This window comes from Actinoplanes sp. NPDC049802 (assembly GCF_040656595.1).
In the GTDB taxonomy this organism is placed as follows: domain Bacteria; phylum Actinomycetota; class Actinomycetes; order Mycobacteriales; family Micromonosporaceae; genus Actinoplanes.
The window spans coordinates 233,097-259,514 of sequence record NZ_JBFAMR010000001.1; the positions used below are offsets into that span (position 1 = coordinate 233,097).

22 protein-coding genes are annotated in these 26,418 nt (G+C 73.9%); 12 read left to right on the forward strand and 10 right to left on the reverse strand.

From position 1 onward, the window contains the following. Positions 1-18: 18 nt before the first annotated feature. The 5 genes from AB0I88_RS00965 to AB0I88_RS00985 all read right to left on the reverse strand — a co-directional run bounded on the left by AB0I88_RS00965 (position 19) and on the right by AB0I88_RS00985 (position 7,336). Positions 19-1,014 carry an SDR family NAD(P)-dependent oxidoreductase gene (locus AB0I88_RS00965; protein WP_361016895.1) on the reverse strand — a complete coding sequence of 332 codons (996 nt, stop codon included), beginning with the start codon at positions 1,012-1,014 and terminating at the stop codon, positions 19-21. A 20-nt stretch (positions 1,015-1,034) separates the two neighbouring features. Next, on the reverse strand, positions 1,035-2,354 hold the full coding sequence (locus AB0I88_RS00970; RefSeq protein WP_361016897.1) for a hypothetical protein: 1,320 nt from the start codon (positions 2,352-2,354) through the stop codon (positions 1,035-1,037). Continuing rightward, positions 2,351-3,745, reverse strand: a complete 1,395-nt coding sequence (gene pelF, locus AB0I88_RS00975) for a GT4 family glycosyltransferase PelF (RefSeq protein WP_361016900.1) — start codon at positions 3,743-3,745, stop codon at positions 2,351-2,353. Before pelF ends, AB0I88_RS00970 begins: the two co-directional genes overlap by 4 nt. Continuing rightward, complete coding sequence (locus AB0I88_RS00980; RefSeq protein WP_361016903.1) at positions 3,742-5,700, reverse strand: hypothetical protein; 1,959 nt, start codon at positions 5,698-5,700, stop codon at positions 3,742-3,744. Before AB0I88_RS00980 ends, pelF begins: the two co-directional genes overlap by 4 nt. 130 nt (positions 5,701-5,830) lie before the next feature. Further along, a complete protein-coding gene (locus tag AB0I88_RS00985) occupies positions 5,831-7,336 on the reverse strand; it encodes a long-chain fatty acid--CoA ligase (protein ID WP_361016905.1) in 1,506 nt (501 codons plus the stop codon). Positions 7,337-7,493: 157 nt separating this feature from the next. Between AB0I88_RS00985 and AB0I88_RS00990 the strand changes: the two genes are divergently transcribed. The 5 genes from AB0I88_RS00990 to AB0I88_RS01010 all read left to right on the forward strand — a co-directional run bounded on the left by AB0I88_RS00990 (position 7,494) and on the right by AB0I88_RS01010 (position 13,173). Further along, a complete protein-coding gene (locus AB0I88_RS00990) occupies positions 7,494-9,866 on the forward strand; it encodes a heavy metal translocating P-type ATPase (RefSeq protein ID WP_361016907.1) in 2,373 nt (790 codons plus the stop codon). After that, entirely contained in the window at positions 9,863-10,552 is a 690-nt protein-coding gene (locus tag AB0I88_RS00995; RefSeq protein WP_361016910.1) for a DUF2202 domain-containing protein, read from the forward strand. The genes AB0I88_RS00990 and AB0I88_RS00995 overlap by 4 nt, the downstream gene beginning before the upstream one ends. Positions 10,553-10,643: 91 nt before the next feature. After that, positions 10,644-11,147, forward strand: coding sequence for a pyridoxamine 5'-phosphate oxidase family protein (locus AB0I88_RS01000; protein WP_361016912.1), 504 nt, complete (start codon positions 10,644-10,646; stop codon positions 11,145-11,147). Positions 11,148-11,168: 21 nt separating this feature from the next. Next, positions 11,169-11,858 (forward strand): response regulator transcription factor, encoded by a 690-nt coding sequence (locus AB0I88_RS01005; RefSeq protein ID WP_361016913.1) that lies wholly within the window; start codon positions 11,169-11,171, stop codon positions 11,856-11,858. Continuing rightward, entirely contained in the window at positions 11,848-13,173 is a 1,326-nt protein-coding gene (locus AB0I88_RS01010) for a HAMP domain-containing sensor histidine kinase (RefSeq protein ID WP_361016915.1), read from the forward strand. The genes AB0I88_RS01005 and AB0I88_RS01010 overlap by 11 nt, the downstream gene beginning before the upstream one ends. Positions 13,174-13,254: 81 nt before the next feature. Here AB0I88_RS01010 and AB0I88_RS01015 read toward each other — a convergent pair whose 3' ends face one another. After that, on the reverse strand, positions 13,255-13,926 hold the full coding sequence (locus AB0I88_RS01015; RefSeq protein ID WP_361016916.1) for a hypothetical protein: 672 nt from the start codon (positions 13,924-13,926) through the stop codon (positions 13,255-13,257). A 312-nt stretch (positions 13,927-14,238) separates the two neighbouring features. Between AB0I88_RS01015 and AB0I88_RS01020 the strand changes: the two genes are divergently transcribed. Beyond that, positions 14,239-14,604: a VOC family protein gene (locus AB0I88_RS01020; protein ID WP_361016919.1), complete on the forward strand. Its 366-nt coding sequence runs from the start codon at positions 14,239-14,241 to the stop codon at positions 14,602-14,604. Between the two features lie 94 nt (positions 14,605-14,698). Here AB0I88_RS01020 and AB0I88_RS01025 read toward each other — a convergent pair whose 3' ends face one another. Continuing rightward, positions 14,699-15,376, reverse strand: coding sequence for a CBS domain-containing protein (locus tag AB0I88_RS01025; protein WP_361016921.1), 678 nt, complete (start codon positions 15,374-15,376; stop codon positions 14,699-14,701). Between the two features lie 321 nt (positions 15,377-15,697). Here AB0I88_RS01025 and AB0I88_RS01030 point away from each other — a divergent pair, with 321 nt between their 5' ends. Then, positions 15,698-18,028: a GNAT family N-acetyltransferase gene (locus tag AB0I88_RS01030; protein ID WP_361016923.1), complete on the forward strand. Its 2,331-nt coding sequence runs from the start codon at positions 15,698-15,700 to the stop codon at positions 18,026-18,028. A 5-nt stretch (positions 18,029-18,033) separates the two neighbouring features. Here AB0I88_RS01030 and AB0I88_RS01035 read toward each other — a convergent pair whose 3' ends face one another. Beyond that, complete coding sequence (locus AB0I88_RS01035) at positions 18,034-18,444, reverse strand: nitroreductase/quinone reductase family protein (protein WP_361016925.1); 411 nt, start codon at positions 18,442-18,444, stop codon at positions 18,034-18,036. 12 nt (positions 18,445-18,456) lie between these two features. Continuing rightward, positions 18,457-18,726, reverse strand: coding sequence for a hypothetical protein (locus AB0I88_RS01040; RefSeq protein WP_361016928.1), 270 nt, complete (start codon positions 18,724-18,726; stop codon positions 18,457-18,459). 140 nt (positions 18,727-18,866) lie between these two features. Here AB0I88_RS01040 and AB0I88_RS01045 point away from each other — a divergent pair, with 140 nt between their 5' ends. Further along, complete coding sequence (locus AB0I88_RS01045; protein WP_361016931.1) at positions 18,867-19,679, forward strand: universal stress protein; 813 nt, start codon at positions 18,867-18,869, stop codon at positions 19,677-19,679. Positions 19,680-19,686: 7 nt separating this feature from the next. Here the strand turns inward: AB0I88_RS01045 and AB0I88_RS01050 are convergent, their stop codons facing one another. After that, positions 19,687-20,157, reverse strand: coding sequence for a cyclic nucleotide-binding domain-containing protein (locus AB0I88_RS01050; protein WP_361016933.1), 471 nt, complete (start codon positions 20,155-20,157; stop codon positions 19,687-19,689). A 253-nt stretch (positions 20,158-20,410) separates the two neighbouring features. Between AB0I88_RS01050 and AB0I88_RS01055 the strand changes: the two genes are divergently transcribed. The 4 genes from AB0I88_RS01055 to AB0I88_RS01070 are packed head-to-tail and all read left to right on the forward strand — an operon-like array spanning position 20,411 to position 26,417. Next, positions 20,411-20,608 carry a hypothetical protein gene (locus AB0I88_RS01055; RefSeq protein ID WP_361016936.1) on the forward strand — a complete coding sequence of 66 codons (198 nt, stop codon included), beginning with the start codon at positions 20,411-20,413 and terminating at the stop codon, positions 20,606-20,608. Next, positions 20,605-22,776, forward strand: coding sequence for a glycosyltransferase (locus AB0I88_RS01060; protein WP_361016938.1), 2,172 nt, complete (start codon positions 20,605-20,607; stop codon positions 22,774-22,776). Before AB0I88_RS01055 ends, AB0I88_RS01060 begins: the two co-directional genes overlap by 4 nt. Positions 22,777-22,794: 18 nt before the next feature. Then, on the forward strand, positions 22,795-24,051 hold the full coding sequence (locus AB0I88_RS01065; protein ID WP_361016941.1) for a serine/threonine-protein kinase: 1,257 nt from the start codon (positions 22,795-22,797) through the stop codon (positions 24,049-24,051). Further along, positions 24,048-26,417: a glycosyl hydrolase family 65 protein gene (locus AB0I88_RS01070; protein ID WP_361016943.1), complete on the forward strand. Its 2,370-nt coding sequence runs from the start codon at positions 24,048-24,050 to the stop codon at positions 26,415-26,417. The genes AB0I88_RS01065 and AB0I88_RS01070 overlap by 4 nt, the downstream gene beginning before the upstream one ends. The last annotated feature ends 1 nt before the right edge of the window (position 26,418 follow it).

Below are 26,418 nucleotides of genomic sequence, written 5' to 3' on the forward strand. Positions count from 1 at the left end.
CTCCTTCGGCGCCGAGACTCAGCGGACGTAGCAGGTGGTGCGGTAACGGGACAGGTTGGCCGGGTCCAGGAACCAGGCCACGGTCTCCTTGAGCCCGTCGTCGAGGCTGTGGTGCGGGAACCAGCCGGTGTGTTCGCGCAGTTTCGTGTTGTCGCACAGCAGCCGCCGCACCTCGGAACGCGGCGGGCGCAGCCGGCGGGTCTCCAGGCGCACCGGCACCTCGCGGCCGGCCAGCTCACCGATGCGGGTGGCCAGGTCGCCGATGGCGATCTCGCGTCCGGTGCCGGCGTTGAACGTCTCGCCGAGGACCCGGCTGTCCGGGGCGGTGCCGACCGCCAGGAAGGCGGCCGCGGTGTCGGTCACGAAGGTGAAGTCCCGGGTGGGCGCGGTCGCGCCGAGGCGGATCTCGTTGGCGCCGGCCAGCAGCTGCCCGATCACGGTGGGGATGACGGCCCGCGCCGACTGGCGTGGCCCGAACGCGTTGAACGGCCGCAGCGTCACGGCCGGCAGCCCGTAACTCAGGTGGTAGCTCTCCACCAGCTTGTCGGCGGCCACCTTCGACGCGGCGTACGGCGACTGCGCCTGCAACGGATGGGTCTCGGAGATCGGCACGACCCGTGCGGTGCCGTACGTCTCGCTGGTGGAGGTGTGCACGAGCCGCTCACAGTGTTCGGCGCGGACCGCCTCCAGCACGTTGAGGGTGCCGATCACGTTGGTCGCCACGTACGAGCGGGGCGACTGGTACGAGTACGGGATCGCGATGAGCGCCGCCAGGTGGTAAACGGTGTGTGCGCCGCGGACCAGCCGGGCCACGCTCGCCGGGTCCTCGACGTCGCCGGGAACCACCTCGACCCCGGCCAGCACGTCCGGGGCGAGCGCGTCCAGCCAGCCCCGGCTGTCGAACGAGTTGTACCGGGCCATGGCCCGTACCCGGTAGCCCTCGGCGACCAGGCGCTCGGTCAGGTGTGAGCCGATGAATCCGTCCGCGCCGGTGACGGCGACCGTCGTTGTCATGGGTATCTCCTCCGAACCGGTCAACGATGCGCCCGGCCCAGCAGGGTCAGGGCGGCCAGGAACAGCCCGGCGGCGAGCAGGCCGGTGACGCCGAGCTGGATGGTCTCCGGGTCGGCGGCCCCGGCAAGCAGTGCCAGCTCGGCGCCGACCGCGGTGGCGCACGCGCCGATGACCGGCCACCGGTAGCCGTACGCCAGCAGCATGAGGCTGAGGAACAGGGCGGCGCCGAGCGCCACGAACGACGCGGCGCCGGGTGTCACCCCGGTGATCCGCTCGGCGGTCAGGGCGGCGAGCCGGCAGCCGGCGGCCAGCGCCACCGTGTAGCCGGCCACCGTCAGGGTCACCGCGAGCCGCGTGTGACGGGCGAACCCGGCGAGCGTGGTGGCCGACCGCAGCCGCCGGTGCCCGGCGATCCGCAGGCGCACCAGCAGCCATTCGGCCAGGCCCATGCTCAGCGACAGCGGGATCAGCGCGGCCATCGCCGCGGCGGGCGCCGAGCCGGCCCGGCTCACCGGCACGAACAGCACCAGCCCGGCCGCGCACAGACCGTATGCCGCGTACGGGAGAGCCGCGGTCAGCTCGGCGCGTCCCGGCACGGTGACCGGCGCGCCACGGGTGACGTGGACGGCGACCGCCACCGTCGCCAGCAGGCTCAGGCACACCGCGCCGAGCACCGGGGCCGAGCGCACGGCGTCCCCACCGGCGATCAGCCCCGCCGGCACCGCCACCGTCGCCGGGGCCAGCGCCAGGGCGAGCAGCCGTTCGGCGCCGAGCACCAGCGGAACCGTCGCCGCCAGCAGGTACACCACCTGTCCGGAAGCGACCATCACCGCGCCGGGCGGCACCGCGAACACCAGGGCACTGCCCACGATCAACAGAATCAGCAGGGGTACGGCGAAGGCCGTCCCGCCGCGCAGCAGTTCCCGGGCGCCGTCCGGGTCGGGCCGGCCGAGCCGCACGTGCCCGAGGTAGGCCAGTGCCTGCCCGGCGGCCCACGCCACGCCGAGCGACCCGGCGAGCAGCAGGATCGCGGCCCGCCCGGCGACCAGCCCGGCGACGGCGACGTAGCCGAGGGCGGGAAGCACGTAGAGCAGGCCGCGCAGGGCGTGCCGGGCGGGCTCCGGCGTCCACGGCGCGGCCTCGGGCACAGGCGCCGGCGGGCCGGCGGGCCGGTCCCGCATCAGCCGGGTGGCCAGGGCGAACACGTCCGGCTCGCCGTAGCCGGAGACGGCGTCGGCGTCGGTGATCCCGTGTGTCTCCAGCATCGCCGCCACCTCGAGCTCGTCGACCACGTCGGCGCCGGCCAGGTTCGCGATCTCCCGTTCCGGATGGATGGTCACGCCGGCCTCCCCGCGGTCAGTTCCCGGTACACCTCGTCGTAGGCGCCGACGGCCCGCTCGGTGGTGAACAGCCGAAGCGCCCGCGCCCGGCCTGCGCCACCGAGCCGGTGGCGCAGGCCGGCGTCCGCCAGCAGGCGCAGGCATCCGGCGGCCAGGGCGTCCGGGTCCCGGGGCGGTACGACGATCCCGGCGCCGCCGACCGCCTCGGGCACTCCCCCGACCCCGGTGCAGACCACCGGGACGCCGGACATCATGGCCTCGATCAGGGCGTACGGGAATCCTTCGGAGACGCTCGACTGCACGGCGACCGAGGCGTGGGCGTACACCTCACGGACCGCCGGAACCCGGCCGGTGAACTCCACCGCGCCGGCGGCGCCGAGTTCGCCGGCCAGGTCGGCGCAACGTTGCCGGTACACCGGGTCGCCGTCACGCGCGCCGCCGACGATGCGCAGCCGGGCCTCCGGCATCCGCTCGTGGACCAGCGCGAACGCCCGGATCAGGGTCTCCAGGTCCTTGACCGGATCGAAGCGGCCGGTCCACACCAGAGCCGGGACCGCCGGGTCGGCGGTCACGGCCGGGAACTCGTCCGGGTCGACCCCGTTGTAGATGGTCCGCAGCCGGTCCTCGGGCACGCCGAGATGCCGTTCCCACCGGCGGTTGTACCGGTTGCCGGCGACGACCAGGTCGGCGGTGCGGTAGACGGTGGTGCACAGCAGCCGCTGGAACCGCAGCAGGGTGGCCCGCACCGGCCACGGGTAGCAGTCCGCCGCCAGGCACAGATAACGTTCACGCAGGTAGACGCCGTGCTCGCTGACCAGCATCGGGGTGCCGTGCCGCCACTTGGCGGCGAGGGCCGGCAAGGCGGCGAGGCCGTTCGCGGTGGCGTGCGCGAGGTCGGCGGGCGGGCCGGGCCACAGCAGCGGCAGCAGCCAGCGTTCGAGGATCTCGGCGATCCGCATGGCGTCGCACACCGACATCGGTGGGCCGCCCGCGGGCCGGTGGCGCCAGGCGTCCAGCAGCCATCCGATCGGGCGGTCGCCGTCCGGCAGCCGGGTGCCGTCCCCGGCGGTGGCCAGATGACGCAGCGCCCGGTCGAAGCCGGCGTCGCCGTCCGGTGTGACAAGCGACGACAGCAGGTCGTGGTAGGCGCCGGCGACGTCCGGGCGGGGCCGGGCCGGAGACCGGCGAGGCGGTGTGCCGGGCCAGAGCGGGACGCGGTGCACGGTCGCCCAGTCCGGCACCTCCCAGCGAGACTCCTCCCGGCCGGTGGCACAGATGGCGTACACGTCGAAGTGGTGCCGGGGCAGGGCACGGATCAGCTGGTCGCACCAGACGCTGACGCCACCGTGCGCGTACGGGTAGGTGCCCTCGGTCAGCAGCGCGAGTCTCACGGCAGCGTCACCTCCCGGCCGGCCGGGGTCCATGCGCTCTGCGTGCCGGCGTACGCGTCGCCGAAGGCGGCGCCGTCGACGGTGCTTCCGGCCGGCACGGTGAGCGGGACCGGCACGCCGTCCGGCGCGTGGGCGAAGACCCGGCCGCCGGCCAGGAAGGCGCCCGCCTTCCCGGCGGCCACCGCTTCGGCCCAGCGAGCCTGCCGGCGCAGGGCCACCCCGTTGTCGGCCATCCGCTGGCAGACGATCGGCGCGGTGTCCGCGTAGAGCCGCCGGTACTGTTCCATGACCCGGTCCAGCAACGGGTAGAGCAGGCGTTCCTCGGCCAGGTTGGCCTGGTGCACGTAGTGCGGGCGAGGGTCGTTGCCCTGCATCCGGGCGAGGACCGCGCGGGCCTCGGTGGGCACCACCACATCGGTGTAGCCGGTCGCCGGGTCGAGCGGCGGGCGGCAGGTGGAGCCGGCCGGGCCGCCGATGCACCGGGCGGCGTAGAGGACGTTGTACTCGTCGATCTCCTCGGCGGCGGTGCCGACGTTGAAGAACAGGTCGATCGGGTAGCGGGGCACGGTCCAGGCGTCACCGACACGTTCCGGCTGCGGCATCCGGGAGGCGTCGGCGGCCAGCCAGCGGACCTTCGCGTCGTCGACGGCGTCGTCCAGGTTCGGGTTGCCGGCCGGCTGCCGGGGCGGGTTGCGCAGCCCGGAGTGCTCGCCGGTGACCAGCTCCCCGGCCCGCAGGTCCAGCCCGTGGTCGCGGCCCCAGGCGATGTTGCGGGTGATCTCGTCACCGATCAGGTCCGCGCCGACGTAGACGGTGTCCCCGCCGTCGGTGCGGCAGCGCCAGGGGGTGACCGTGAGGTCCTGCACACACCCGAGGTACTGGTGACTGTAGGTGTGGTTGGCCCACCGGAACCGGCCGGCCGCCGCCGTCAGCGCCTCGGTGAGGTCGTCGCGCCCGCCCGCGTTCTGCGCCGCCTCCACACTGCCGGCACCGTTGAACACCAGGTCGAGGGTGAAGCCGTTCGCGGTCTGCCACCGCGTGGCGAAGGCGACGTCGGCCGGTGTCATCCGGATGTCGGCGGTCTCCTGGCCGCCGGTGCAGTCCTCGCCCGGGGTGCAGTCGCCCGTCACGCTCCAGCGGCGGTCGCCGAGCAGCACGTCGTCGACGTGGACCGACAGGTAGTTGCGCCGGTAGCCGAGGTGGACCCCGCGGGTCACCCAGTCCACGATGCCCGGCGCGAGCAGCCGGAACTGCTGCTGGGCGGCGTTGAAGGCGAAGGTCAGGAAGAGTTCCTCACGGTCGTCGGCGGTGCGGTGGACGCCGGCCAGCACGCCCCGGTCGCCGCCGCCGGGCACGGTGCCCTCCAGCAGCGGGGTGAGCCGGGCGCCGTCGCCCGCCGGACGGGACAGATAACCGTGGCTCTCCGGCGTACCGGGTTTGAGGTCCTCGAACGGCACCGGGCCGCGCAGATAGCCGAACGGCCCGGACCGGCCCGCCGCGGTGACCGTGGCGGCCGATCCGTCCAGTGGCCCGGCGTAGGTGGCGGTCCGTAACCCGACCGCGGGTCCCGGCCACTGGAAGGCGTCGACCTGGCGGATGGCGTACCGGCGCTCGTAGTCGCGCAGTGCCGCCGACTCCGGGGAGCCGGCGGCGAGCGCGTCGGCGGCGGGCAGCACGACCGCCTGGAAGTTGGGCCCGTCGGCGTCGGCCAGGAACGCGGCGGTGATCGCCGGGCGGTCGGCGCGGCGCAGATCGACGGTGCGGTACGGGATGCCGTCGGTGCGCAGGTGCGCCTCGATGGCCGTGGTGTTCGGGCCGCCGTCGGTGACCAGCAGCACCACGAGGTCGAGACGGGGACCGGCGGGGATGTCGGCCCCGTCCGCACAGGCACAGGCGAGGATCGCCGCCTGCGAGATGACCAGCATGGCCGCCGTGGCCGTCGTCAGCTTTCCCATGTCCGCCCCCGGAGGTGCCGAACAGCACTCCCCGCAGGCTATGAGCGACGACCATCTATGCGTAACGGTCTGAAGACAGGGCCGCCCGGCCTGTGCTCACGAGACCTCCGGCCATTGTGACCGAAAGGGATCAGGTGAGCGACTTCTTGAGAACCTTCCCGGCGCCGCTGAGCGGCAGCTCCGGCCGGAACTCGACGATCCTCGGGCACTTGTAGGCCGCGGCCCGCTCCCGGCAGTGGGCGATCACGTCGTCCCCGGTGACCGTGCTGCCCGGCCGGAGCACCACGAACGCCTTGACCTCCTGGCCCAGCCGGTCGTCCGGCACGCCGACCACGGCCGCCATCAGGACGTCCGGATGCTGGTGCAGCACCTCCTCCACCTCGCGCGGGTAGACGTTGTAGCCGCCCCGGATGATCAGCTCCTTCTTGCGGTCCACGATGAACAGGTAGCCGTCACCGTCGACGTAGCCGAGGTCGCCGGTGTGGAACCAGCCGCCCTCGAAGGCTTCGGCGGTCGCCTCCGGGGCGTCGTGGTAACCGCGCATGGTGTGGTAGCCGCGGGTGACGATCTCACCGATCCGGTCCCGCCCGGGCGGCAGCCGGCGCCCGGTCTCGTCCCAGATCTGCACCTCGACGCCCCACACCGGGCGGCCCACGCTGTAGACGCGGCGGTCGTCCGGGCTCGGGTTGAAGGAGATGGTCGCGGCGGTCTCGGTCATCCCGTACCCCTCCAGGATCGGCACCCCGAACCGCTGCTCGAAACCGTCCAGGACGGACGCCGGGATGGCGTCGCCGCCGGAGATGCAGACCCGCAGCGACGACGTGTCGTAGCGGCCGTCGTCCGGGTGGGCCAGCAGGGCGCCGAACATGGTGGGCACGCCGTCGAAGATGGTCGCCCGGTCCCGGGTGATCGCCCGGAGCACGGCGTCCGGGGTGAAACGCGGCACCAGCGACAGGGCGGCGCCGAAGCGGATGCCGACGTTCATGGCGCTGCACATGCCGAAGACGTGGAACATCGGCAGCACCGTGACGATCACGTCCTCGCAGTGCAGGTCGAAGAGCCGGCCCGGGATGTCGGCGTTCATGTAGAGCTGCAGGTGGGTCAGCTCGGCGCCCTTGGGCAGCCCGGTCGTGCCGGAGGTGTAGACGATGGCGGCCGGGTCGTCGGCCTGCCGGTCGGCCGGCGGGAACGGTCCGGCCACCGGCTCGGTCAGGTCGGTGAACGGGTGCGCGGGACCGGGCGGCGGCGGCCCGGCGGCGTAACACTCGCTGATGCCGGCGTCGGCGGCGCCCTTGGCCGCCTGCTCCAGCAGCGGGGTCCAGGTGATCAGCAGCCGGGCGCCCGAGTCGGCGAGCTGGTGGGTGATCTCGGGGCCGCGCAGCAGGACGTTGAGCGGCACCACCACGGCGCCCGCCTTGAGGATGCCGTAGTAGGCGACCGGGAACTCCGGAATGTTCGGCAGGTGCAGCCCGACCCGGTCGCCGGGACGGATCCCCCGGGCGGTCAGGGCGGCGGCCACCGCGTCCGAGCGGGCGTCCAGCTCGGCGTAGGTGACGGTGCCCCCGTCGTGCATGATCGCCGGCGCGCCCGGGCGGGCGGTCGCCGACTCGCGCAGGATCACGGCGAGATTGAGCATCCGACTCTCCTCTTGATCACTTAGCGTAACGGTCTCCTCACCGTGGACAGTGCTCCCCGCCCAGGGGCAGGGCCGATGGTCCCGTCCCGGACGTCCGGGACGTCCGGCCCTGCCGACCCCGAACGCCCTGCCCGAGAGTCGAACGTGGGAGGACACGATGCGACGGTTGTGGCGGCAACGGGAACAGGCTCTGTTCATCACGGCGACTGCCCTGCTGACGGCCGGTCTCGCGCTCGGGGCGGCCGGCCTGGACCAGGCGGCGGCCCTGACCTGGCTGGCCGCGACCCTGCTCGGCCTCGCCTGGTCGACCGCGACCCTGGTGGCCGCGGCCCGCCGGCGCGAGGGCGGCGTGGACATCATCGCCTGGCTGGCGCTGGCCGGCTCGCTGTGGATCGGCGAACCCCTGGCCGGCGCGGTGATCGCGGTCATGCTGGCCGGCGGCGCCCTGCTGGAGGCACGGGCCGAGGCCCGCGCCCGCCACGACCTCAGCCTCCTCGCCGCGCGGGCGCCGCGGACCGCCCGGCGGGACACCGGCGCCGGCCCGGTCGAGGTGCCCGTGGACGCGGTGACGCCCGGTGACCGGCTGGTGGTCGGGGCCGGCGAGGTGGTGCCGGTCGACGGCCGGCTGCTCGGGCCCGGCGTGCTCGACGAGTCCGCGCTGACCGGCGAGCCGGTGCCGGTCGAACGCCGGGCCGGGGAGGACGTCCGCAGCGGCACGGTCAACGCCGGCCAGCCGTTCCGGATGACCGCCACGTCGACCGCCGAGACCTCCACGTACGCCGGGGTGGTGCGCCTCGTCGAACAGGCCCGCGCGCAGAGCGCACCCTTCGTACGGTTCGCCGACCGGGTCGCGGTCGCGTTCGTACCGGTGGCCCTGCTCCTGGCGGGGGCCGCCTGGGCGCTCTCCGGGGATCCGGCGCGGGCCGTCGCCGTGCTGGTCGTCGCCACGCCCTGCCCGTTGCTGCTGGCCGCCCCCATCGCGATCATCTCGGGCATCTCCCGGATGGCCCGCAACGGTGTCGTGGTCAAGGGCGGCGCGGCGATGGAACGCCTGGCCGCCGGAAAGGTCCTGCTGTTCGACAAGACCGGCACGCTGACCGCCGGGCGGCCGGTGCTCACCGACGTGATCACGCCGGTCGGCGGGCCACTGCCCGCCGACGAGGTGCTGCGCCTGGCCGCCGGCCTGGAACAGAGCTCGGCCCACCTGCTCGCCGGGGCCATCGTGGCCGCGGCCCGCGACCGCGGCCTGCCGCCGGCGGCCGCGGAACAGGTCGAGGAGCGGCACGGCCACGGTATCGAGGGCATCGTCGACGGCCACCGGGTGGTTCTCGGCAAGGCCTCCAGCACGGTACGCGGCCCGCTGCCGCCGTGGATGCGGCACGCTCGCCGGCGTGCGGCACTCGACGGCTCGCTGACCGTGTTCGCGGCGATCGACGGCGAGCCGGCCGGTGTGCTGCTGCTGGAGGACCCGATCCGGCCGCAGGCGCCCCGCATGGTACGCGCGCTGCGCACCGCCGGGATCAGCCGCGTCGTGCTGATCACCGGCGACCACGGTGACCCGGCCGAGGCCGTGGGACGCGTGGTCGGCGTCGACGCCGTGCACGCCGGCTGCGACCCCGCCGACAAGCTGCGGGTGGTCCGCGCCGAACAGGAGACCGCCGCGACGATCATGGTCGGGGACGGCATCAACGACGCGCCCGCGCTGGCCGCCGCCGGGGTCGGCGTCGCCCTCGCCGCCCGCGGGGCCACCGCCAGCTCCGAAGCCGCCGACGTCGTCCTCGTCGTCGACCGCGTCGACGCGCTCGCCGACGCCATCCTCACCGCCCGCCGCTGCCGCCGCATCGCCGTCCTCTCGGTCGCGGTCGGCATGGGCCTGTGCGTGGTGGCGATGCTGTTCGCGGCCGCCGGGATGCTGCCCCCGGTGGCCGGCGCGCTGGTGCAGGAGGGCATCGACGTCGGCGCCATCGCCATCGCGATGACCGCCCTCATCCCCGGCCGGCGGCACACCGTGCGGCTGCGGTCCGCCGACATCGACACGCTCCGCGGCCTGTACGCCGAACACCAGGAGATGCGGCCGATCGTCGAACGGGTGCGGGTCGTCGCCGACGCCCTGGACGTTCCCCCGTACGACCTGGGCCCGGTCCGTGATCTGCTGGACGACCTGCGGGACCGGGTGCTGGCCCACGAGCGCGCCGAGGAGGCGGAACTGCTGCCGATCATGGCGCGGGCGCTCGGCGGGGTGGAGGCGACCAGCGGGCTGAGCCGCACCCACGCCGAGATCGAACACCAGGTGGGGCGGCTCGACCGTACCGTCCGGGATCTGCTGCTGGAGGCCGACCCGGAGGACGTCACCGACGTGCGGCGGCTGCTCTACGGCCTGTACGCGATCCTGCGCCTGCACAACGACCAGGAGGAGGAAGGCGCGTTCAGCCTCATGCCGCCGGTGGTCTCCACACCGTCTCCACATCGGTTCCACTCCGCTGCCACGCCGGCGGGCCACCGTACAGAGGAGAGGAAGGAGTCACCATGAAGATCTTCACCCGCCGTGCGGCCACCGTGCTGGCGGCCGGCGCTCTCACCCTGGGCGGTCTGGCGGTGGCGGCCCCGGCGCTCGCCGGGCACGGCCCCGGCCACGGCCCCGGATACGGCATGGGCACGAGCCAAGGCGCAGGCATGGGCATGGGCGCCGGATACGGCATGAGCCGAGGCACGGGCGCCGGTTACGGCATGGGCCACGGCCCCGGCGACGGCACCTGCACGGGGTCGTCGATCACCGCCGAGCAGGGCACCCTCACCGACGCGCAGAAAGCGTCGCTGGCGGCGCTCGCGCAGAAGGAGAAGCTGGCCCACGACCTGTACACGGCCTTCGCCGCCCGCTACGACGCCCGGGTCTTCGGCCACATCGCCAACGCCGAAACCCATCATCTGTACGCCCTGCGCACACTCATGCAGCGTTACGGCGTCACCGACCCCACCGCGGGCCAGAAGGACGGCACGTTCACCGACCCGGCGGTCCAGGCCGGTTACGCCAAGCTGCTCGCCGAGGGCGAGAAGAGCCTGTCCGCCGCGCTGACCGCCGCCCAGCAGGCCGAACGTGACGACATCGCCGCGCTGCGGTCCGCGCTCGACGGCCTCTCCGCCCCGGACGCCGAACAGGTTTACACCCGGCTGCTGACCGCCTCGCAGCGGCACCTGACCGCCTTCGCCAACCGGTAGGCCCGGCGCGGCCGTCCCGGACCGGGGCGTTCGGCCCTGTCCGGGACAGCCGCGCGGCGGGAACCGTGGAGGTCGAGAAGGAGGTGCCCGAATGTCCATCATGACCCGGCGGCGGCACCGTGAACCGCACCCCACCCTGACCGCTGACGACATCTGGGCGGCGGTGTCCAAGGCCACGTTCGCCGTGATCAGCCATGTCACCCCGGCCGGCGCCCCGCGTTCCAGCGGGGTGGTCTACGCCGTCGCCGGCGACCGCATGTACGTGGTCGTCGCCAAGAACAGCTGGAAGGCCCGGCACATCCGGGAGAACGGTGACATCGCCGTGACCGTGCCGGTACGCCGGGGCGGCCTGCTGTCGCTGCTCGCCCCGATCCCACCGGCGGTCGTCAGTTTCCCGGCCGTGGCCACCGTGCAACCGCCCGAGTACGCGGACCGCGTACCCCAGCTGGACCGTCTCCTGCCCCCGGTGGAACGCTCCGAATGCGCGGTGCTGGAGATTCGCCCGACCGGCGCCTACGTGACGTACGGCCTGGGCGTGCCACTGCTGGCGATGCGCGACACCGAACGCGCCCGGGCCCGGGTGCCGGTGCGCTGACCACGGAAGGGGGTACCGGCCGTGCCGGGCGCCGTGCTCGTCGTGGAGGACGACCGGGAGCTGCGTGAGCTGCTGCGCCGCTACCTGGAACGGGCCGGTCACGCCGTGCACACCACCGGCTCCGGCGCGGAGGCGATCGGGCTGCTCACCCGCGGCGGGGTGGACCTGATGGTGCTGGACCTGGGGCTGCCCGACGTGGACGGCGCCGAGGTGCTGGACGCCGCCCGCGACGGCCGGGAGACACCGGTCGTGGTGCTGACCGCCCGCAGCTCCGTCGACGACCGGATCGACGGGCTGCGGCGCGGCGCCGACGACTACGTCACCAAGCCATTCTCCCCCACCGAGCTGGTGCTGCGGGTCGAAGCGGTGCTGCACCGCACCCACCGGCGGGACGCCACCACCGAGGCGACCTTCGGTGGTGGCCGGCTGCGACTGGACGAGGCACGCCGCCTCGCCCGGCTCGACGGCGCCCCACTGGAGCTGACCCCCACCGAGTGGGGTGTGCTGACCGCGCTCGCGTCGGTGCCGGGCCGTGTCTACTCCCGCTACGAGCTGATCAACCGCATCCACGGGTACGAGTTCCCCGGCTACGAACGCACCATCGACTCGCACGTGAAGAACCTCCGCCGGAAACTGGGTGCCGGGGCGGCCGGGCTGGTCGAGACCGTGCTCGGCGTCGGCTACCGGCTGGGGTGGCCCCGTGACCACTGACCGGCCGTACCTGTCCAGCCCTCTCGGCCGGCGGCTGCTGGCCGCGTTCCTGCTGGTCGCCCTCTCCTCGGTGGCGGTGCTGTCGGTGGCGGCGCTGGTGGCCACCGACCGTGGCCTGGCCAGCGCCGAACGGCAGCGCCGCGAGCAGGTGACGGCACGGGTGGCGGCGGCCGCGGCGCAGGCGTACCGCGACGCGGGCGGCTGGGCCGGCGCCGACCTGGCGGCGGCCTCCGGGCTGGCCGAGGGAGCCGGGGCCCGGCTGGTGGTCCGCGGCGCCGACGGTGCCATGGTGTGGCCCGGGCACGGGCGCGGCATGGGCATGACCGGCCTCGCGGGCGTGACCGCCCCGGTCACCGTCGCGGGACAGCGCGCCGGCAGCGTACAGGTGCATTTCCCGGGTGCCGTGGACGCCGGGCGCGGCGTCGCCTGGGCCTGGGTGGCCGGTGCCGCGGGCGCCGCGCTGCTGGCGGCGCTGGCCGTCAGCGGATACGTGACCCGCCGCCTCACCCGCCCGCTGATCACCCTGGCCGGGGTGGCCCGGCGCTTCGCCGCCGGGGACCGCACGGCCCGGGCCCGGCTCACCGCGCCCGGCGAGCTGGGCGAGGTGGCGCACGCCTTCGACGGCATGGCCGACGAGGTCGAGCGCACCGACACGGCACGCCGGAGGCTGACCGCCGACGTCGCGCACGAGTTGCGTACCCCGCTGGCGGGTCTCCAAGCCGGCCTGGAGGAGCTGCGCGACGGCCTGGTCCCGGCCGATCCGGCCCGGCTCGCCGTGCTGCACGACCAGAGCCTGCGCCTGGGACGGGTCGTGCGGGACCTGGCCGACCTGGCGGCCGCCGAGGCGGGACCGGTGTCGCTGCGCCCGGTGGACGCCGACCTCGGCGAGATCACCGGCGCGGCGCTCGCGGAGCTGCGGCCCCGGTTCGACGCGGCCGGGCTGACCGTCGGCACCGCCCTGGACGAGCCGGTCCCGGTGCGCGCCGACCGCGACCGTCTGCATCAGGCGGTGACCAACCTGCTCACCAACGCCGTACGGTACTGCCGGCCCGGCGATCGGGTCACCGTCAGCGCGCTCGCCGAGAACGGCGATGCCGTGCTGCGGGTGGCCGACACCGGCCCGGGGATCCCGGCGGACGAGCTGCCGCACGCCTTCGAGCGGCTCTGGCGCGGCCGCGACGCCCAGCGGATCCCCGGCACCGGGATCGGGCTGACCGTCGTCCGGGAGCTGGTCGCCGCGCACGGCGGCACCACCACGATCGCGTCCCCGCCGGGCGGCGGCGTCACCGTCACCCTCCGGCTGCCGCACGCGTGACGCGAAATCACACCGCCCGGCTCGTCGCACGCGGGCCGATCGGCAGGGGCCGGAAACTCACTCGCGGCGGGCTCGGCATCGTCATTGCGGTGGAATGCGTAGCACCGCCGTAACCACCAGGATGACCGTAACGGGAAGGCTGGCGGCAAAGACCAGCGCGGGTAACGGGGTGGAGTCGGGATGATGCGCCCTCCGATATCCCCAGGGACCGATCACGGCGGTCGCGGCGGCCACCCACACCGGCCAGCCGCCGCCGTACTTCCCGAACTGCCACGCAGCGAACAGGCAGCACCAGAAAACCAGGGTCGAGAGGACCGCGAAAACGGAGACGTATGCGGTCGCGGATTGCGGATCCCGGACTTCTGCCGCCACTTCGCCGCTTCCGCCGGCTGAGCCCTCGTCCGGCAGCCCGTCGCCTCGATCGCCGTCGGCAACCTCCGGGGCGGCGTTGACCCGCGCGTGTTCGCGCGCTCTGATGAGCTGCACGTCGACCCGGCTGGCATACCAGTAGCACGCGACTCCGCCCAGGGCCATCGCGACGGTCACCGCAAACGGCAGCACCGGCCGGTGCAGAGCCATGTCGAGGAGTGCGGTCGCCCCGCCGAAGAATGTCAGCCAGAGTCCGAGGGCGCTGACCTGGCGGGCAGCCCCGACCGGTTCGGGGGCGAGCAGAAGCCGAACTCGCAGAAGGAAGCTGCTCCAGGTGAAATACAGGAATGCGCCCGCACCGGCCAGGACGAGTGCCGCCTGCATAAGAACCCTCCCACGATCCAGCGTCACGTCGGCACGGGCCGGCACGCTCTGGCTCTCGTCACCGTACTACAACCGCGGCTCCGCAACGACAGCGGTGAATCCCACGGCCCCTTCACCGCGACTGCGGAACATTGCGGCAAGAATGGTTTCTGAGCACTTTGCCCATTTGCGCAGCGAGTTACGGAAGAATTGACGCGCCTGACGCGAAATCACACCGGCCCGGCCGGGACGATCGGCCCTGCCCGCCGCACGCCGGCCGATCGACGGTGGAGGGAACGGAACACCGCACCGGACACACGCGAGGTGATGATCATGGGCAATTCCGTCGTGCACTGGGAGATCGCCGGTCCGGACCTCGCCGCGCTGCGCGACTTCTACGCCAAAGCCTTCGACTGGACCATCGACGACGCCGGCGAGGACTACTGCCTGGTCCGCCCGGCCGGCGACGGCCTCGGCGGCGGGCTGATGCAGACCCGCGGCGAGATGCCGCCGTACCTGACCGTCTACATCGCCGTCGAGGATCTGACGGCGGCGCTGAACACCATCGCCGGGCTCGGCGGCACGATGCAGGTGCCACCCACCCGGATCAACGAGTCGATGTGGTTCGCGATGTTCGAGGACCCGGCCGGCAACATGGTCGGCCTGCTGCAGGGCGAGCCCCTCGACGAACAGAGCTAGATTCCGGGCGCGTGGACCACGCGGCGTCGCGGCGTGGTCCACGCGGCGCCCGCCGTCACGTGGACCTCGCTCCCACGCGATCCGCGCGAAGTACCTAGCTGCTGTGGCGCACCTCAGGCCACGCCGGGCGATCGTCGAACTCGAAGCCGAGCCGGTCCGCCACCCGCACCACACCGGCCACCTGCCGGGTGAGGCGGACCATGAGTTCCGCGGTGGAGCAGCGGCCCACCCGCCCGGTCAGCGTCACCACACCGTCGGCGACGCCGACGGTGACCGAGGCGGCCTCGTCCGGGAAGAACGCGCCGAGCACACCGGAGACCACATCGGCCCGGATCTCGTCGTCGCCGCGCAGATGGATCCGAAGCAGGTCGCCGCGGGTCACGATGCCGCAGAGGCGATCCCGGTCATCGACCACCGGCAGCCGCTTGACGTGCTGCGACTCCATGACACGGGCCGCCGCGGCGAGGACCGTGCCCTGCCGGACGACTATCGGGGGCGCGCTCATCAGATGATCGGCAGTGGCGGCGAACGCCTTGGCCCGCTGTCCACGCCTGCGCCGCCCCTCGAACAGGCGGCCACGACCGTCTATCTCGATCTTGTAAAGGAGGTCGGCCTCCGACACCACACCGACCACCCGCCGGTCCGCGTCCACCACCGGAACGGCGCTGATCTGGCGGCCGATCAGCAGATCGACCAGCTCGCGATAGCCGGTCTCCGGCGGTACGGCGACGACCTCCCTGGTCATCACGTCGTCCACGGTCCACGTACGCATGACAATCACCTTCCTCAGCCGTACGGCGAGGGCGTCACCTCCAAACGTCGCTCCGTGGAGATCGCGCGGACAGGGCCGATCGGCCCGCGTCTCAGCACCGCTCCACCGGCCGACCGGGTCCGCCTGCAGGCCCGGCGAGTCATCCGGTCCCGTTCCCGAGCGCCCATCCGGCGGGCGACGCGCCCGGATGGGCGGGGCGAAAAGCGCGAATGTGGAGAGTCGGCGATTGACGCACAACCGGCTGGGCTCTTCGACCCTGGCCGTGTCACCTTCGCCTCATCGACGCTGTGAGTCGCGACGAGGAGGAAGGCGGGTGATTCGATGGCGGCCACACCGCTCGCGGAGGTCGGCGATCCTCACCGGATCGATGCTCTGACCAGCGACGGCGCGATCGTCACGTTACGACCGGCCCAGCCGGACGACCGTGCTGCCCTCGCCGCCGTGTTCCCTCGGCTGCCGGAGGCCGATCCGCGGCTGACGACGGTGGCGCTCGAGGCGGGCCGGCCGGCCGGGATCGCCTGCTGTGCCCGCCACGGCCCGGACTCCGCCACCGGTGAGATCACCGTGCTGGTCGCCGACACCGACCGCGGTCGGGGCATCGGAGCGCTGCTGGTGGACGTTCTGGCGGCCCGCGCCCGCCGGGAGGGGATCACCCGGTTCCTCGGCGGCACCCGCCCCGCCGACACGCCGTTACGGCCGTTGGTGGCGCCCCGCTCGGTGGCCGTGATCGGCGCCATGCGGCAGCGCGGCAACACCGGCTTCGAGATCGTCCGGCAGATGAAGGAGTACGGGTATCGAGGCGACATCTACCCGGTCAGCGACTCCGGCCGCCCGGTGTGCGGCATCCCCGCCTACCGTGGACTCGCCGCCGTGCCGGGGCCGGTCGATCTGCTGGTCGTCGCCGTACCCGCCGATCGGGTGCCGCAGACGCTGCGCGAGGCCGGCCTGCTCGGCGCCCGCAGCGCCGTGGTCCTGAGCCGGGGCACCCCGGGGAGCCGCGGCGAGACCGAGCGGGCCGCCCGCGAGCACGGCGTCCGCCTGCTCGGTCCGCACAGTCTCGGGCTGCTCAACACCGATCCCCGGGTACGCCTGAACGCCACCGTCTCGCCCACCCGGCCGCCGACCGGTGGGGTGGCGATGGCCGCGCAGTCCAGCGCCGTGGGGATCACCATGCTGGAACACGCGGGCCGTAGCGGCTGCGGCATCGCCGGTTTCGTCTCGCTCGGTGAGCGGCTCGACGTCAGCGGCAACGACCTGATCGATCACTGGTACACCGATCCGCGGACCCGGGCCGTCGCGCTGTACCTGGACTCGCTGAGCGATCCCCCCGCGTTCGCCCGCGGGCTGCGGGCGCTGGCCCGCCGCAAGCCGGTCCTGACGCTGCGGCGGGCGCGCGCCACCGATCTGCTCCAGGAGAACGGGATCATCCAGGTCGCGGGCCTGGACGAGATGATGGACACTGCCCGGCTGCTGGCCGACCAGCCGTTGCCGGCCGGAGATCGGCTGGGGATCGTCGGCAACGCGGGTGGACTCGCCAACCTGGCCGCGGACACGGCGGGCGCCATCGGCCTCACGGTGCCACGGCTGTCCCCCGCCCTGTGCCGGCAGCTGCCCGGCGGCAGCGAGAATCCGGTGGACCTGGGCGCCGACGCGACCCCGGCGGCGATCGTCGAGGCGGCCGACATCGTGGCCGGCAGCGGGGAGATCGACATTCTGCTGCTGATGGTCGTCGGCACCCGCGCCAACGTGCCCACCGCGATCATGACCAGGCTCACCGAGGTGTTGACCCGCCATCCGGCGCTGACCACCGCGGTGGTCCTCAGCGGCAGCGCCGACGATGTCCACCACATCGGCCCGCGCGACGCGCCCGTCTACCGCCAGCCGGACCGGGCGCTCCGGGCGCTGGCGCACGCCCACCACTACGCGGTGTGGCGCCGCCGACCGCTGGGACGGCGGGCGGAACTCGGTGGGATCGATGCCACCCGGGTCCGCGCGCTGCTCGCCGGCGCGGTGACCGACGAGCGCGGATGGCTGCCACGGCAGGTCGTGGTGGACGTCCTGGCGGCGTACGGGATAACGGTGCTGCCGGCCGCTCACGTACGCACCGGGGTGGGTGCGGTCGCCGCGGCGGAGCGCCTCGGCTATCCGGTGATCGTCATGACCGCGGACCGCACCGCTGGTACCGGCCGCCGGGACGCGGTCCGGCCCGCGCTGCGCAGCGCGTCCGCGGTGCGGGCCATGTACGACGTGGTGACCAGGTTGCACGGTCCGGACCATGGGGTGCTGGTGCAGCATCAGCACACCGCGCGGATGGAGCTGACCGCCGCGATCGTGCGGCTGCCGGAGTTCGGTCCGGCCGTGCGGCTGGGCCACGGCCAGGAGACGGTCATCGCTCCGGTGCCGCTGACCGACCTGGACGCCGGGCGGATGTGGTGCCGGGCGCTCGGCGCCCGGGCATCCGGCGCGGGGCGGCCGCCGCAGGTCAACACGGGCGCGCTGGAGGATCTGGTGCAACGGCTGAGCGCCCTGGCCGAGAACCATCCACGGATCGCCGAGGCCGACCTGAGCCCGCTGCTGGCCGGCCCGACCGGGGTGATGGCCGGCAGCGCCCGGCTCCGGCTCACCGGCCCCGCGACGCCGGCGGGCCGGTGAGGCGGTCAGACAACCGGGGACGCGGCGGCGTACAGATACTCCTCGATGCCGAGGCGCCGCCACAGCCGCCGCAGGTCGGCGCGGACCATCGGCAGGGCCTCGTCCGCGCTGATCACCCGGAAGCCGGTGAGGGTGAACCTCTGACCGTGCACGGCGATGGTGGCCTGCCCGGCGGCCTGGATGTCGCGCAGCCAGTCCACGCGGGCGCCGTAGGGCAGCGGCACGACGAACCCGCCGGCGGCCGCGGCGGCCACCACCGGGGTGAGGTGAGGCTTGCCGGACCGGCGGCCGACGTGGTGCAGGGCCGAGGCGTACCGGATTCGCCGGCCGGCGACGGTACGCATGACCGGGTTGAGCACGCGCTTGTTGAACCGGTGCATGGCTTCGAGCCGGCGCCGGCGCCGGGACACCGGCATCGGCGCCTCCTCTCAGGGGCAGGCGTCCGGCCGGTCCTCGCCGGGCACCGACAGCGGGTTGCGTTCGTCGTCGCGTTCGGCGAGCCGGGCCAGGGCGCCGCGGTACTTCACCGGGCTGAGCTCGCCGCGGATGAGCTGCGCCACCAGCGCGCCCTCCAGGGTCGTCGGCTCGGCGCCGTCGGTGCCGGGCTTCTCCTCGTGCTCCGTCGCATCGGTCGCGGGCACGAGGTAGAGCGCCGCCGCGACGGTCACCGCGATCACGGACAGAACGAGAAACAGCATCACCACCACCTCCACCTGTCCCGATCCTTGATCGGATCGCCGGTGACCGGCAGGGACGAAGGTCCCAACGGCCCTGCCACGGTGAGTGGGTGTCCCCGGACAGTGGGTGAAGGCGTATGTCGGCAGTGGAGGAGATCGCGATGAATCCGGAATCGGGCGGCCTGGTCGTCGCCGGTGTCAACGACTCGCCCGCCGGCCGGCAGGCGGTCCGGACGGGCGCCCGGGAGGCGGCGATGCGCGGATGCCGTCTGGAGCTCGTGCACGCGTTCAACTGGGCCCCGAAGATCGAACCGGAGCCGGCCCTGGACCGGACGGCGCTGCTGGAACGGGCCGTCGCCGACGCGCGTGAGGCCGCGCCCGGTGTGCCGGTCGAGGTCCGGTTCGTCGAGGGCGCGCCGCTGACCGTGCTGCTGCGCCGGTCCCGCGCCGCGGTGCTGACCGTGATCGGCGACGGCGGGCTGCCGGGGCGCACCTGCCTGCCGCCGGACGCCCTCACCGTGCAGGTCGCGGCCCGCGCCGGCGGCACCGTGCTGGTCACCCCGGCGGTGTCCGCGACGGGCCCGGTGGTGGTGGGCGTCAACGGGTCGGACGCCTCCTGGCAGGCGCTGGAGTTCGCGTTCGACACGGCGGCCCGGCGGCGGGCGGGGCTCGTCGTGGTACGGGCCTGGGATCCGGCCGACGAGAAGGATCCGCGGTCCGGGCTGGTGCGGGCGCTCAGCCGGCTGGAACGCGGGTACGGGATCACCGCCGGGCTGCGGGTCGTCGAGGACGATGCCGGTGTGGCGCTGCGGGAAGCGGCCCGGGGCGCGGGACTGGTGGTGCTGGGTGCCCGCGGCCGGCATCCCTACTCCGGGCTGCTGGGCTGGGTGGCGCAGACGCTGCTGCACCACTCGCCCGTACCGGTGGTGCTGGTGCGGGGAACCGTGGCCCGGACGGCCCGGGCGGCCGGGTGAGGGGTTCCTAGCCCGGAGGGTAGGTGTAGACCTCGACCAGCCGCTGGCGAGCCCCCTGCAGCGCGCCGCCCACCCGGGCCAGCAGCCGTGCGTAGAACTCCCGCCCCAGGTCGGGGTCGTCGCCGAGGAAACCGCGCACCGCTGCGGCCCGGAACTCGACGGCGTGCACCTCGCGGAGGGCGACGGCTCCGAATCCCCAGCGGAACGGCGGCACCAGCGCCTCCCAGCCGAGCACCGACCCGGCACCGAGGATATCGACGGCGACGTCGCCGCGGCCCGGAACGTGCAGATCGACCACCACGTCGCCGTTGTGGACCAGCCACAGGCGATCGGCGGGACCGTCCTCACGGAACAGCCGGTCACCGGGAGCGTAGGTCACCCCGTGGCCGCAGACCGCCATCCGGCGCAGCCAGCCGGCCGGGAAATCGGCGATGAACTCGTGCATCGCCAGCAGGTCGAACGTGGTCAGGTTCTCCATGGCACCTCCCGTTCCGTTCCCGACCGTACGGCCGCGGCCGACGGGCCGGGCAGGGCCGGACGGCCCGCACGGAAAGTGGCGGGCACGTGACACCGCGGTACGCCGACACGCGCGAGCCCGGACGGGACCTTCGGTACGTGCACCGGCCGACCGGATCGCATAGCGTCGATTCATGGCTCGGCGACGACGGGCTGGATCACGAACGGCGCCCCGCGCGGTGGGCCGCGTCGTGGGCCGCGTCCGGTCCGGTCGCGTGGCCGGGCGGGTGCCGCCGATCGAACTGGCCCAGACCACCGTCACCCCGCTCGGGGAGCCCGCGCCGCCGGTGTTCGCCGACGCGACCGGCGCCCGCCGTCGCAGGTTGCGGCGACTGTCGTACGCGGCCGGGTTGCTCGCCGCCGTGCTGTTGCTGGCCTTCTGGGCCGGCCTGGCCGGGCTGGGCCCGCCGTGACCGTCTACCAGGGCCGTCCGCCCCCGCCGGACCTCACCACCGGCCGGATCCCGGCGCTGCGCCACCGCCGGTCGGTGCTGCGCGTCCTGCTGGTGGTGACCCTGTTCGCGGCGTTCGGCAACATGCTGCTGGCGCAGGCCTATCTGCATTCCGAGTTCGCCCCGGACAGCGCGCCGCAGGCGGTCCGCCCGGTCGACGCGGTCCCGGCGGCGGTGCGCACCGGCGGGCCGGCCATCGACCTGTCCGGGGACACGCCCCGCACCTACCGGGCGCCGGCCCGCACGATCGTGCTGACCTTCGACGACGGCCCGGACCCACGGTGGACGCCGCGCGTCCTGGACGTGCTGCGACGGCACGGCGCGCACGCCACGTTCTTCGTGACCGGCGCCCAGGTGCTCCGCGACACCGGCCTCACCCGGCGGATCGCCGCCGAAGGCCACCAGATCGGCGTGCACACCCTCACCCACCCGCGGATGTCGCGGCTGCCCGCCTGGCTGCGCGGCGTCGAACGCTCGGCCACGGCGAACGTCGTCGCGTACGCCACCGGCCGCGCCCCCGCCTGGTACCGGCCGCCGTACTCCTCCGAGGTGGACGCCGTCGACAACGGCGACATGCCGGACCTGACCGAGAGCGCCGCGCTCGGCTACCGGATCCTGCTCAGCGACCTGGACAGCGAGGACTGGCGGCGGCCGGGGGTGGACACGATCGTGCGCCGGTCGACGCCGAAGGGCACGGCCGGCGCCGTGGTGCTGATGCACGACGCCGGCGGTGACCGTTCGCAGACCGTCGCCGCCCTGGACCGGCTCATCCCCACCCTGACCGGGCGCGGCTACCGGTTCGCCACGGTCTCCGAGGCGATGGCCCGGACGCTGCCGGTGGCCGATCATCCGGCCGGGTTCTCGCGGAGTGCCCGCGGCGGGGCGCTGGTGTGGACGGTGCGGATCGCCGACGCGACGTTGCGGGCGCTGTGGCTGCTGCTGGCCGCGGCGGGCGTGCTGATCCTCGCCCGTACCGTGCTGCTGGTCGGGGTGGGGGTGGGGCACGCCTACCGGAGGCGGGCGTCGGCCTGGTCGTGGGGGCCGCCGGTCACCGAGCCGGTGTCGATCCTGGTGCCGGCGTTCAACGAGGCGAAGACGATCACACCGGCGGTCCGGTCGCTGGCCCTGTCCGCGCATCCCGGCGTCGAGGTGATCGTGGTCGACGACGCCTCCACCGACGGCACCGGCGACGTGGTCCGCGCGCTGGGCCTGGGCAACGTACGGGTGATCCGCACCCCGTCCGGCGGCAAGCCGGGCGCCCTCGACACCGGGATCGCGTTCGCCCGCCATCCGCTGATCGTGATGGTCGACGCGGACACCGTGGTGGAGCCGGACTCGGTGCACCGGCTGGTGCAGCCGTTCGCCGACCCGCACGTCGGCGCGGTCTCCGGCAACGTCAAGGTCGGCAACCGGCGCGGTCTGCTCGGCCGGTGGCAGCACATCGAGTACGTCATCGGTTTCAACCTGGACCGCCGCCTCTTCGACGCGCTCGGCTGCATCGGCACCATCCCGGGCGCGCTGGGCGCCTTCCGCCGGGCGGCCCTCACCGACGCCGGCGGTCTGTCCACCGACACGCTGGCCGAGGACACCGACCTCACCATCGCCGTGCAGCGGGCCGGGTGGCGGGTGGTCTTCGAGCCGTCGGCCCGCGCGTGGACCGAGGCGCCGACCGGTGTCCGCCAATTGTGGCGGCAGCGTTACCGGTGGAGTTTCGGCACCATGCAGGCGCTGTGGAAGCACCGGCACGCGGTGGTCGAACGCGGCCCGTCCGGCCGGTTCGGACGGCGCGGCCTGCTGTTGATCGCCCTGTTCACAGTGCTGTTGCCGCTGCTGGCGCCGTTGCTGGACATCATGGCCGTCTACGGCTTCGTCTTCCTCGGCCGCCGCGAGGCCGCCGTCGGCTGGCTCGTCATGACGGCCGTGCAGGCGGTCACCGCGGCGGTCGCGTTCCTGCTGGACCGCGAGTCACTGCGCCCGTTGTGGACGCTGCCGTTGCAGCAGATCGCCTACCGTCAGTTGCTGTACCTCGTTCTCTTCCGATCGGCGCTGACCGCGGTCACCGGGCGGCGGCTGGGCTGGCAGAAGCTGCGCCGCACCGGCCAGGTCAGCGTCCCCGTGCCGCCCGGATGACGCGCAGAGGAGCCCACCGTGCCCCACGAACGTGGAGATGTGATCGCCGGCCGCTACCGGCTCGACGACCCGATCGCCTCCGGCGGCATGGGCGAGGTGTGGCGGGCGACCGACACGGTGCTCGCCCGCCCGGTCGCGGTCAAGACGCTGCGCGCCGACCGGGCCGTGGACCCGCAGTTCCAGACCCGGTTCCGGCACGAGGCCAGGGCCATGGCGGCGCTGCACCATCCCGGCATCGCCGACGTCTACGACTTCGGCGAGGACGACGGCAACGGCGCCTACCTGGTGATGGCCCGGGTCGACGGGCAGCCGCTGGACCGCCGGATCGCCGAGCGGGGCCGGCTCACCACCGCCGAGACCATGCCGATCGTGGCGCAGGTGGCCCGCGCGCTGCAGGCCGCGCACGACGCCGGGATCGTGCACCGCGACGTCAAACCCGGCAACCTGATCATCCAGCCGGACGGGACCGTCGTCCTGGTCGACTTCGGCATCGCCCGCTCGTCCGAGTCGGCGGCGCTCACCGGGGCCGGGGAGGTCGTCGGCACGGCCCACTACATCGCGCCCGAGCAGGTCGTCAAGCGGGCCGTCGGACCGCCCGCGGACCTCTACGCGCTCGGGGCGGTCGCCTACCACTGTCTGGCCGGGCATCCGCCGTTCCTGGGCGACAACATGGTCACCGTCGCGATGCGGCACCTTCACGACGTACCCCCTCCGCTGCCCGCGGACGTCGCGCCGCGGGCACGTGCCCTGGTGGACACCGCGCTCGCGAAGGATCCGGCGGAGCGTTTCCGGTCGGCGGCGGCGATGGCCGCGGCGGCCGACGGCGCCCTGGGTGGAGATCCCGGCGGTGACGTCACGGCCGTCGTCCCTCTCACACCCCCGTTGCGTACGGGGTACGCGACGGCGCCGGACGGCTCCCCGGACCGCGACGACCGCCGCTACCTGATCGCCGTGCTGTCCGCGCTTCTCGTGCTGCTGGGCGCGGGCGCCGCCCTGGCCCTGGCCGACCCGTTCGGCTGGTTCCCCGGCACGCCGGCGCCCTCCTCCTCGCCCGCCTCGACACCGGCCCCGTCCGTGACGACGACCGGCGAGCGGACGTCACCGCCGGCGGACGGCAGCCCGTCGCCGTCACGCGCCCGGCCCAGCCCCTCCCCCAGCCGCACCACGTCGCCCAGCCCGTCACGCACCTCGCCCAGCACCAGCCCGCCGACCACGTCACCGACCCCGCCGCCGCCGTCCTCGCCGGCCGCGGGCGCTTCCGGGGAGGCACCATGAACCGGCATCCGGCGTATCCGGTGGAACCGTGGACGGTCCGCGAGACCCACCTCGACGTGGACCTGCTGGCCCGCTCCGAGTCGATCTTCGCGCTCGGCAACGGCCACATCGGGCTGCGCGGCAACCTCGAGGAGGGCGAACCGCACGCCCTGCCCGGCAGCTACCTGAACTCGTTCTACGAACTGCGGCCGCTGCCGTACGCCGAGGCCGGGTACGGCTACCCCGAGTCCGGGCAGACCATCGTCAACGTCACCAACGGCAAGGTGATCCGCCTGCTGGTCGACGACGAGCCGTTCGATGTGCGCGACGGCCGCCTGCGCCACCACGAACGGGTGCTCGACCTGCGGGCCGGGGTGCTGCGGCGCGAGCTGGAGTGGCAGTCCGGCGCGGGACGGACGGTGCGGATCCGCTCCACCCGGCTGGTGTCGTTCACCCAGCGCTCGATCGCCGGGATCGAGTACGAGGTGGAGCCGGTCGACGCGCCGATCCGGGTGATCCTGCAGTCCGAACTGGTGGCGAACGAGGTGCTGCCCGGCCCGCTCAAGGATCCACGGGTGTCGGCGGTGTTGCGGGCGCCGCTGGTGGCCGAGGAGCATCACGCCGGCCGGAGCGGGGCGATGCTCGTGCACGTCACCCGGGAGAGCGGGCTGCGGGTCGCCGCCGCCATGGAACATCTCGTCGACGGGCCGCCCGGTCTGCGGTGCGACAGCCACGCCGAACCCGACCTGGCCCGGACCACGATCGCCTGCCGGCTGGAACCCGGGCAGCGGCTGCGCCTGGTCAAGCTGGTGGCGTACGGCTGGTCCAGCCGGCGCTCGCTGCCGGCCGTCCGCGACCAGGTGGCCGCCGCGATCGAGGGCGCCCGGTTCGAGGGCTGGACCGCCCTGCTCGCCGCCCAGCGCGTCTATCTGGACACCTTCTGGGACGGGGCGGACCTCCAGATCGACGGTGACGACGAGGTGCAGCAGGCCGTCCGGTTCGGCATGTTCCACGTGTTGCAGGCCGGCGCCCGGGCCGAGCGGCGGCCCATCGCCGCGAAGGGGCTGACCGGTCCCGGCTACGACGGCCACGTCTTCTGGGACACCGAACGGTACGTGCTCCCGGTGCTGACCTACCTGCAACCGGACGCCGCGGCCGAGGCGCTGCGCTGGCGGCACGCCACCCTGAACCTGGCCCGGGAACGGGCCGCCACGCTGGGCTGGGCCGGTGCGGCGTTCCCGTGGCGGACCATCCGCGGGCACGAGTGCTCCGGATACTGGCCGGCCGGGACGGCAGCCGTGCACATCGGCGCCGACATCGCCGACGCGGTCACCCGCTACACGGCCGCCACCGGTGACACCGCGTTCGACCGGGACGTCGGCGCCGAGCTGCTGGTGGAGACCGCCCGGCTGTGGGTGTCGTACGGCCACTACGACCGGCACGGCGACTTCCACCTGCACGGCGTCACCGGACCGGACGAGTACACGGCGGTCGCCGACGACAACGTCTACACCAACCTGATGGCCCGGCGGAACCTGATCGCGGCCGCCGACGCGGTGACCCGGTACCCGGACCGGGCGGACGCGCTCGCGGTCACCCCGGCGGAGGTCGCCGCGTGGCGGGAGGCGGCGGCGGCCATGTGCGTGCCGTACGACGGGGAGCTGGGCGTCCACCCGCAGGTCCGCGGGTTCACCCTGATGCGGGAGTGGGACTTCGGCGCCACCGGCCCCGGCGACTACCCGCTCATGCTGCACTTCCCCTACCTGGACCTGTACCGCAGCCAGGTGATCAAACAAACCGACGTGGTGCTCGCCATGCACTGGTGCGGCGACGCGTTCACCGCCGCCGACAAGGCCCGCAACTTCGCCTACTACGAGCGCCGGACCGTCCGCGACTCGTCGCTGTCCGCGTGCACCCAGGCCGTCCTGGCCGCCGAGGTGGGCCATCTCGAGCTGGCCCACGACTACATCGGCGAGGCCGCCCTCACCGACCTGTACGACCTGCACCGCAACACCCGCGACGGGCTGCACATCGCGTCGCTGGCCGGAGCCTGGATCTCCCTGGTCGCCGGGCTCGGCGGGATGCGCGACCACGACGGTGTGCTGTCCTTCGCGCCCCGCCTGCCGGGCCGCATCGAACGGCTCGCCTTCTCCCTGCTCTGGCGGGGGCTGCGCCTGCACGTGACGGTCCGGCCCACCGAGGCCGTCTACACGCTGCGCACCGGCAACGGCGACGCCAAGGTGGAGTTGTGGCATCACGGCGAACGGCTGGTCCTCACCACCGCCGCCCCGGTGACCCGGCCGATCCCGCCGATCACCCCGCTCACCGGGCCCCCGGAACAGCCGCCGGGCCGCCGGCCGGTGCACCGCCCGGGACGGCTCGGCTGAG

Coding starts and splice junctions, on each gene's coding strand:
- AB0I88_RS01050 (WP_361016933.1), bottom strand. CDS start 20,157: ATGGAGAACCTGACCACGTTCGACCTGCTGGCGATGCACGAGTTCATC.
- AB0I88_RS01020 (WP_361016919.1), top strand. CDS start 14,239: ATGGGCAATTCCGTCGTGCACTGGGAGATCGCCGGTCCGGACCTCGCC.
- AB0I88_RS01035 (WP_361016925.1), bottom strand. CDS start 18,444: ATGCCGGTGTCCCGGCGCCGGCGCCGGCTCGAAGCCATGCACCGGTTC.
- AB0I88_RS01030 (WP_361016923.1), top strand. CDS start 15,698: ATGGCGGCCACACCGCTCGCGGAGGTCGGCGATCCTCACCGGATCGAT.
- AB0I88_RS00995 (WP_361016910.1), top strand. CDS start 9,863: ATGAAGATCTTCACCCGCCGTGCGGCCACCGTGCTGGCGGCCGGCGCT.
- AB0I88_RS01015 (WP_361016916.1), bottom strand. CDS start 13,926: ATGCAGGCGGCACTCGTCCTGGCCGGTGCGGGCGCATTCCTGTATTTC.
- AB0I88_RS00985 (WP_361016905.1), bottom strand. CDS start 7,336: ATGCTCAATCTCGCCGTGATCCTGCGCGAGTCGGCGACCGCCCGCCCG.
- AB0I88_RS01070 (WP_361016943.1), top strand. CDS start 24,048: ATGAACCGGCATCCGGCGTATCCGGTGGAACCGTGGACGGTCCGCGAG.
- AB0I88_RS00980 (WP_361016903.1), bottom strand. CDS start 5,700: ATGGGAAAGCTGACGACGGCCACGGCGGCCATGCTGGTCATCTCGCAG.
- AB0I88_RS00990 (WP_361016907.1), top strand. CDS start 7,494: ATGCGACGGTTGTGGCGGCAACGGGAACAGGCTCTGTTCATCACGGCG.
- AB0I88_RS01025 (WP_361016921.1), bottom strand. CDS start 15,376: ATGCGTACGTGGACCGTGGACGACGTGATGACCAGGGAGGTCGTCGCC.
- AB0I88_RS00965 (WP_361016895.1), bottom strand. CDS start 1,014: ATGACAACGACGGTCGCCGTCACCGGCGCGGACGGATTCATCGGCTCA.
- AB0I88_RS01000 (WP_361016912.1), top strand. CDS start 10,644: ATGTCCATCATGACCCGGCGGCGGCACCGTGAACCGCACCCCACCCTG.
- AB0I88_RS01040 (WP_361016928.1), bottom strand. CDS start 18,726: ATGCTGTTTCTCGTTCTGTCCGTGATCGCGGTGACCGTCGCGGCGGCG.
- AB0I88_RS01045 (WP_361016931.1), top strand. CDS start 18,867: ATGAATCCGGAATCGGGCGGCCTGGTCGTCGCCGGTGTCAACGACTCG.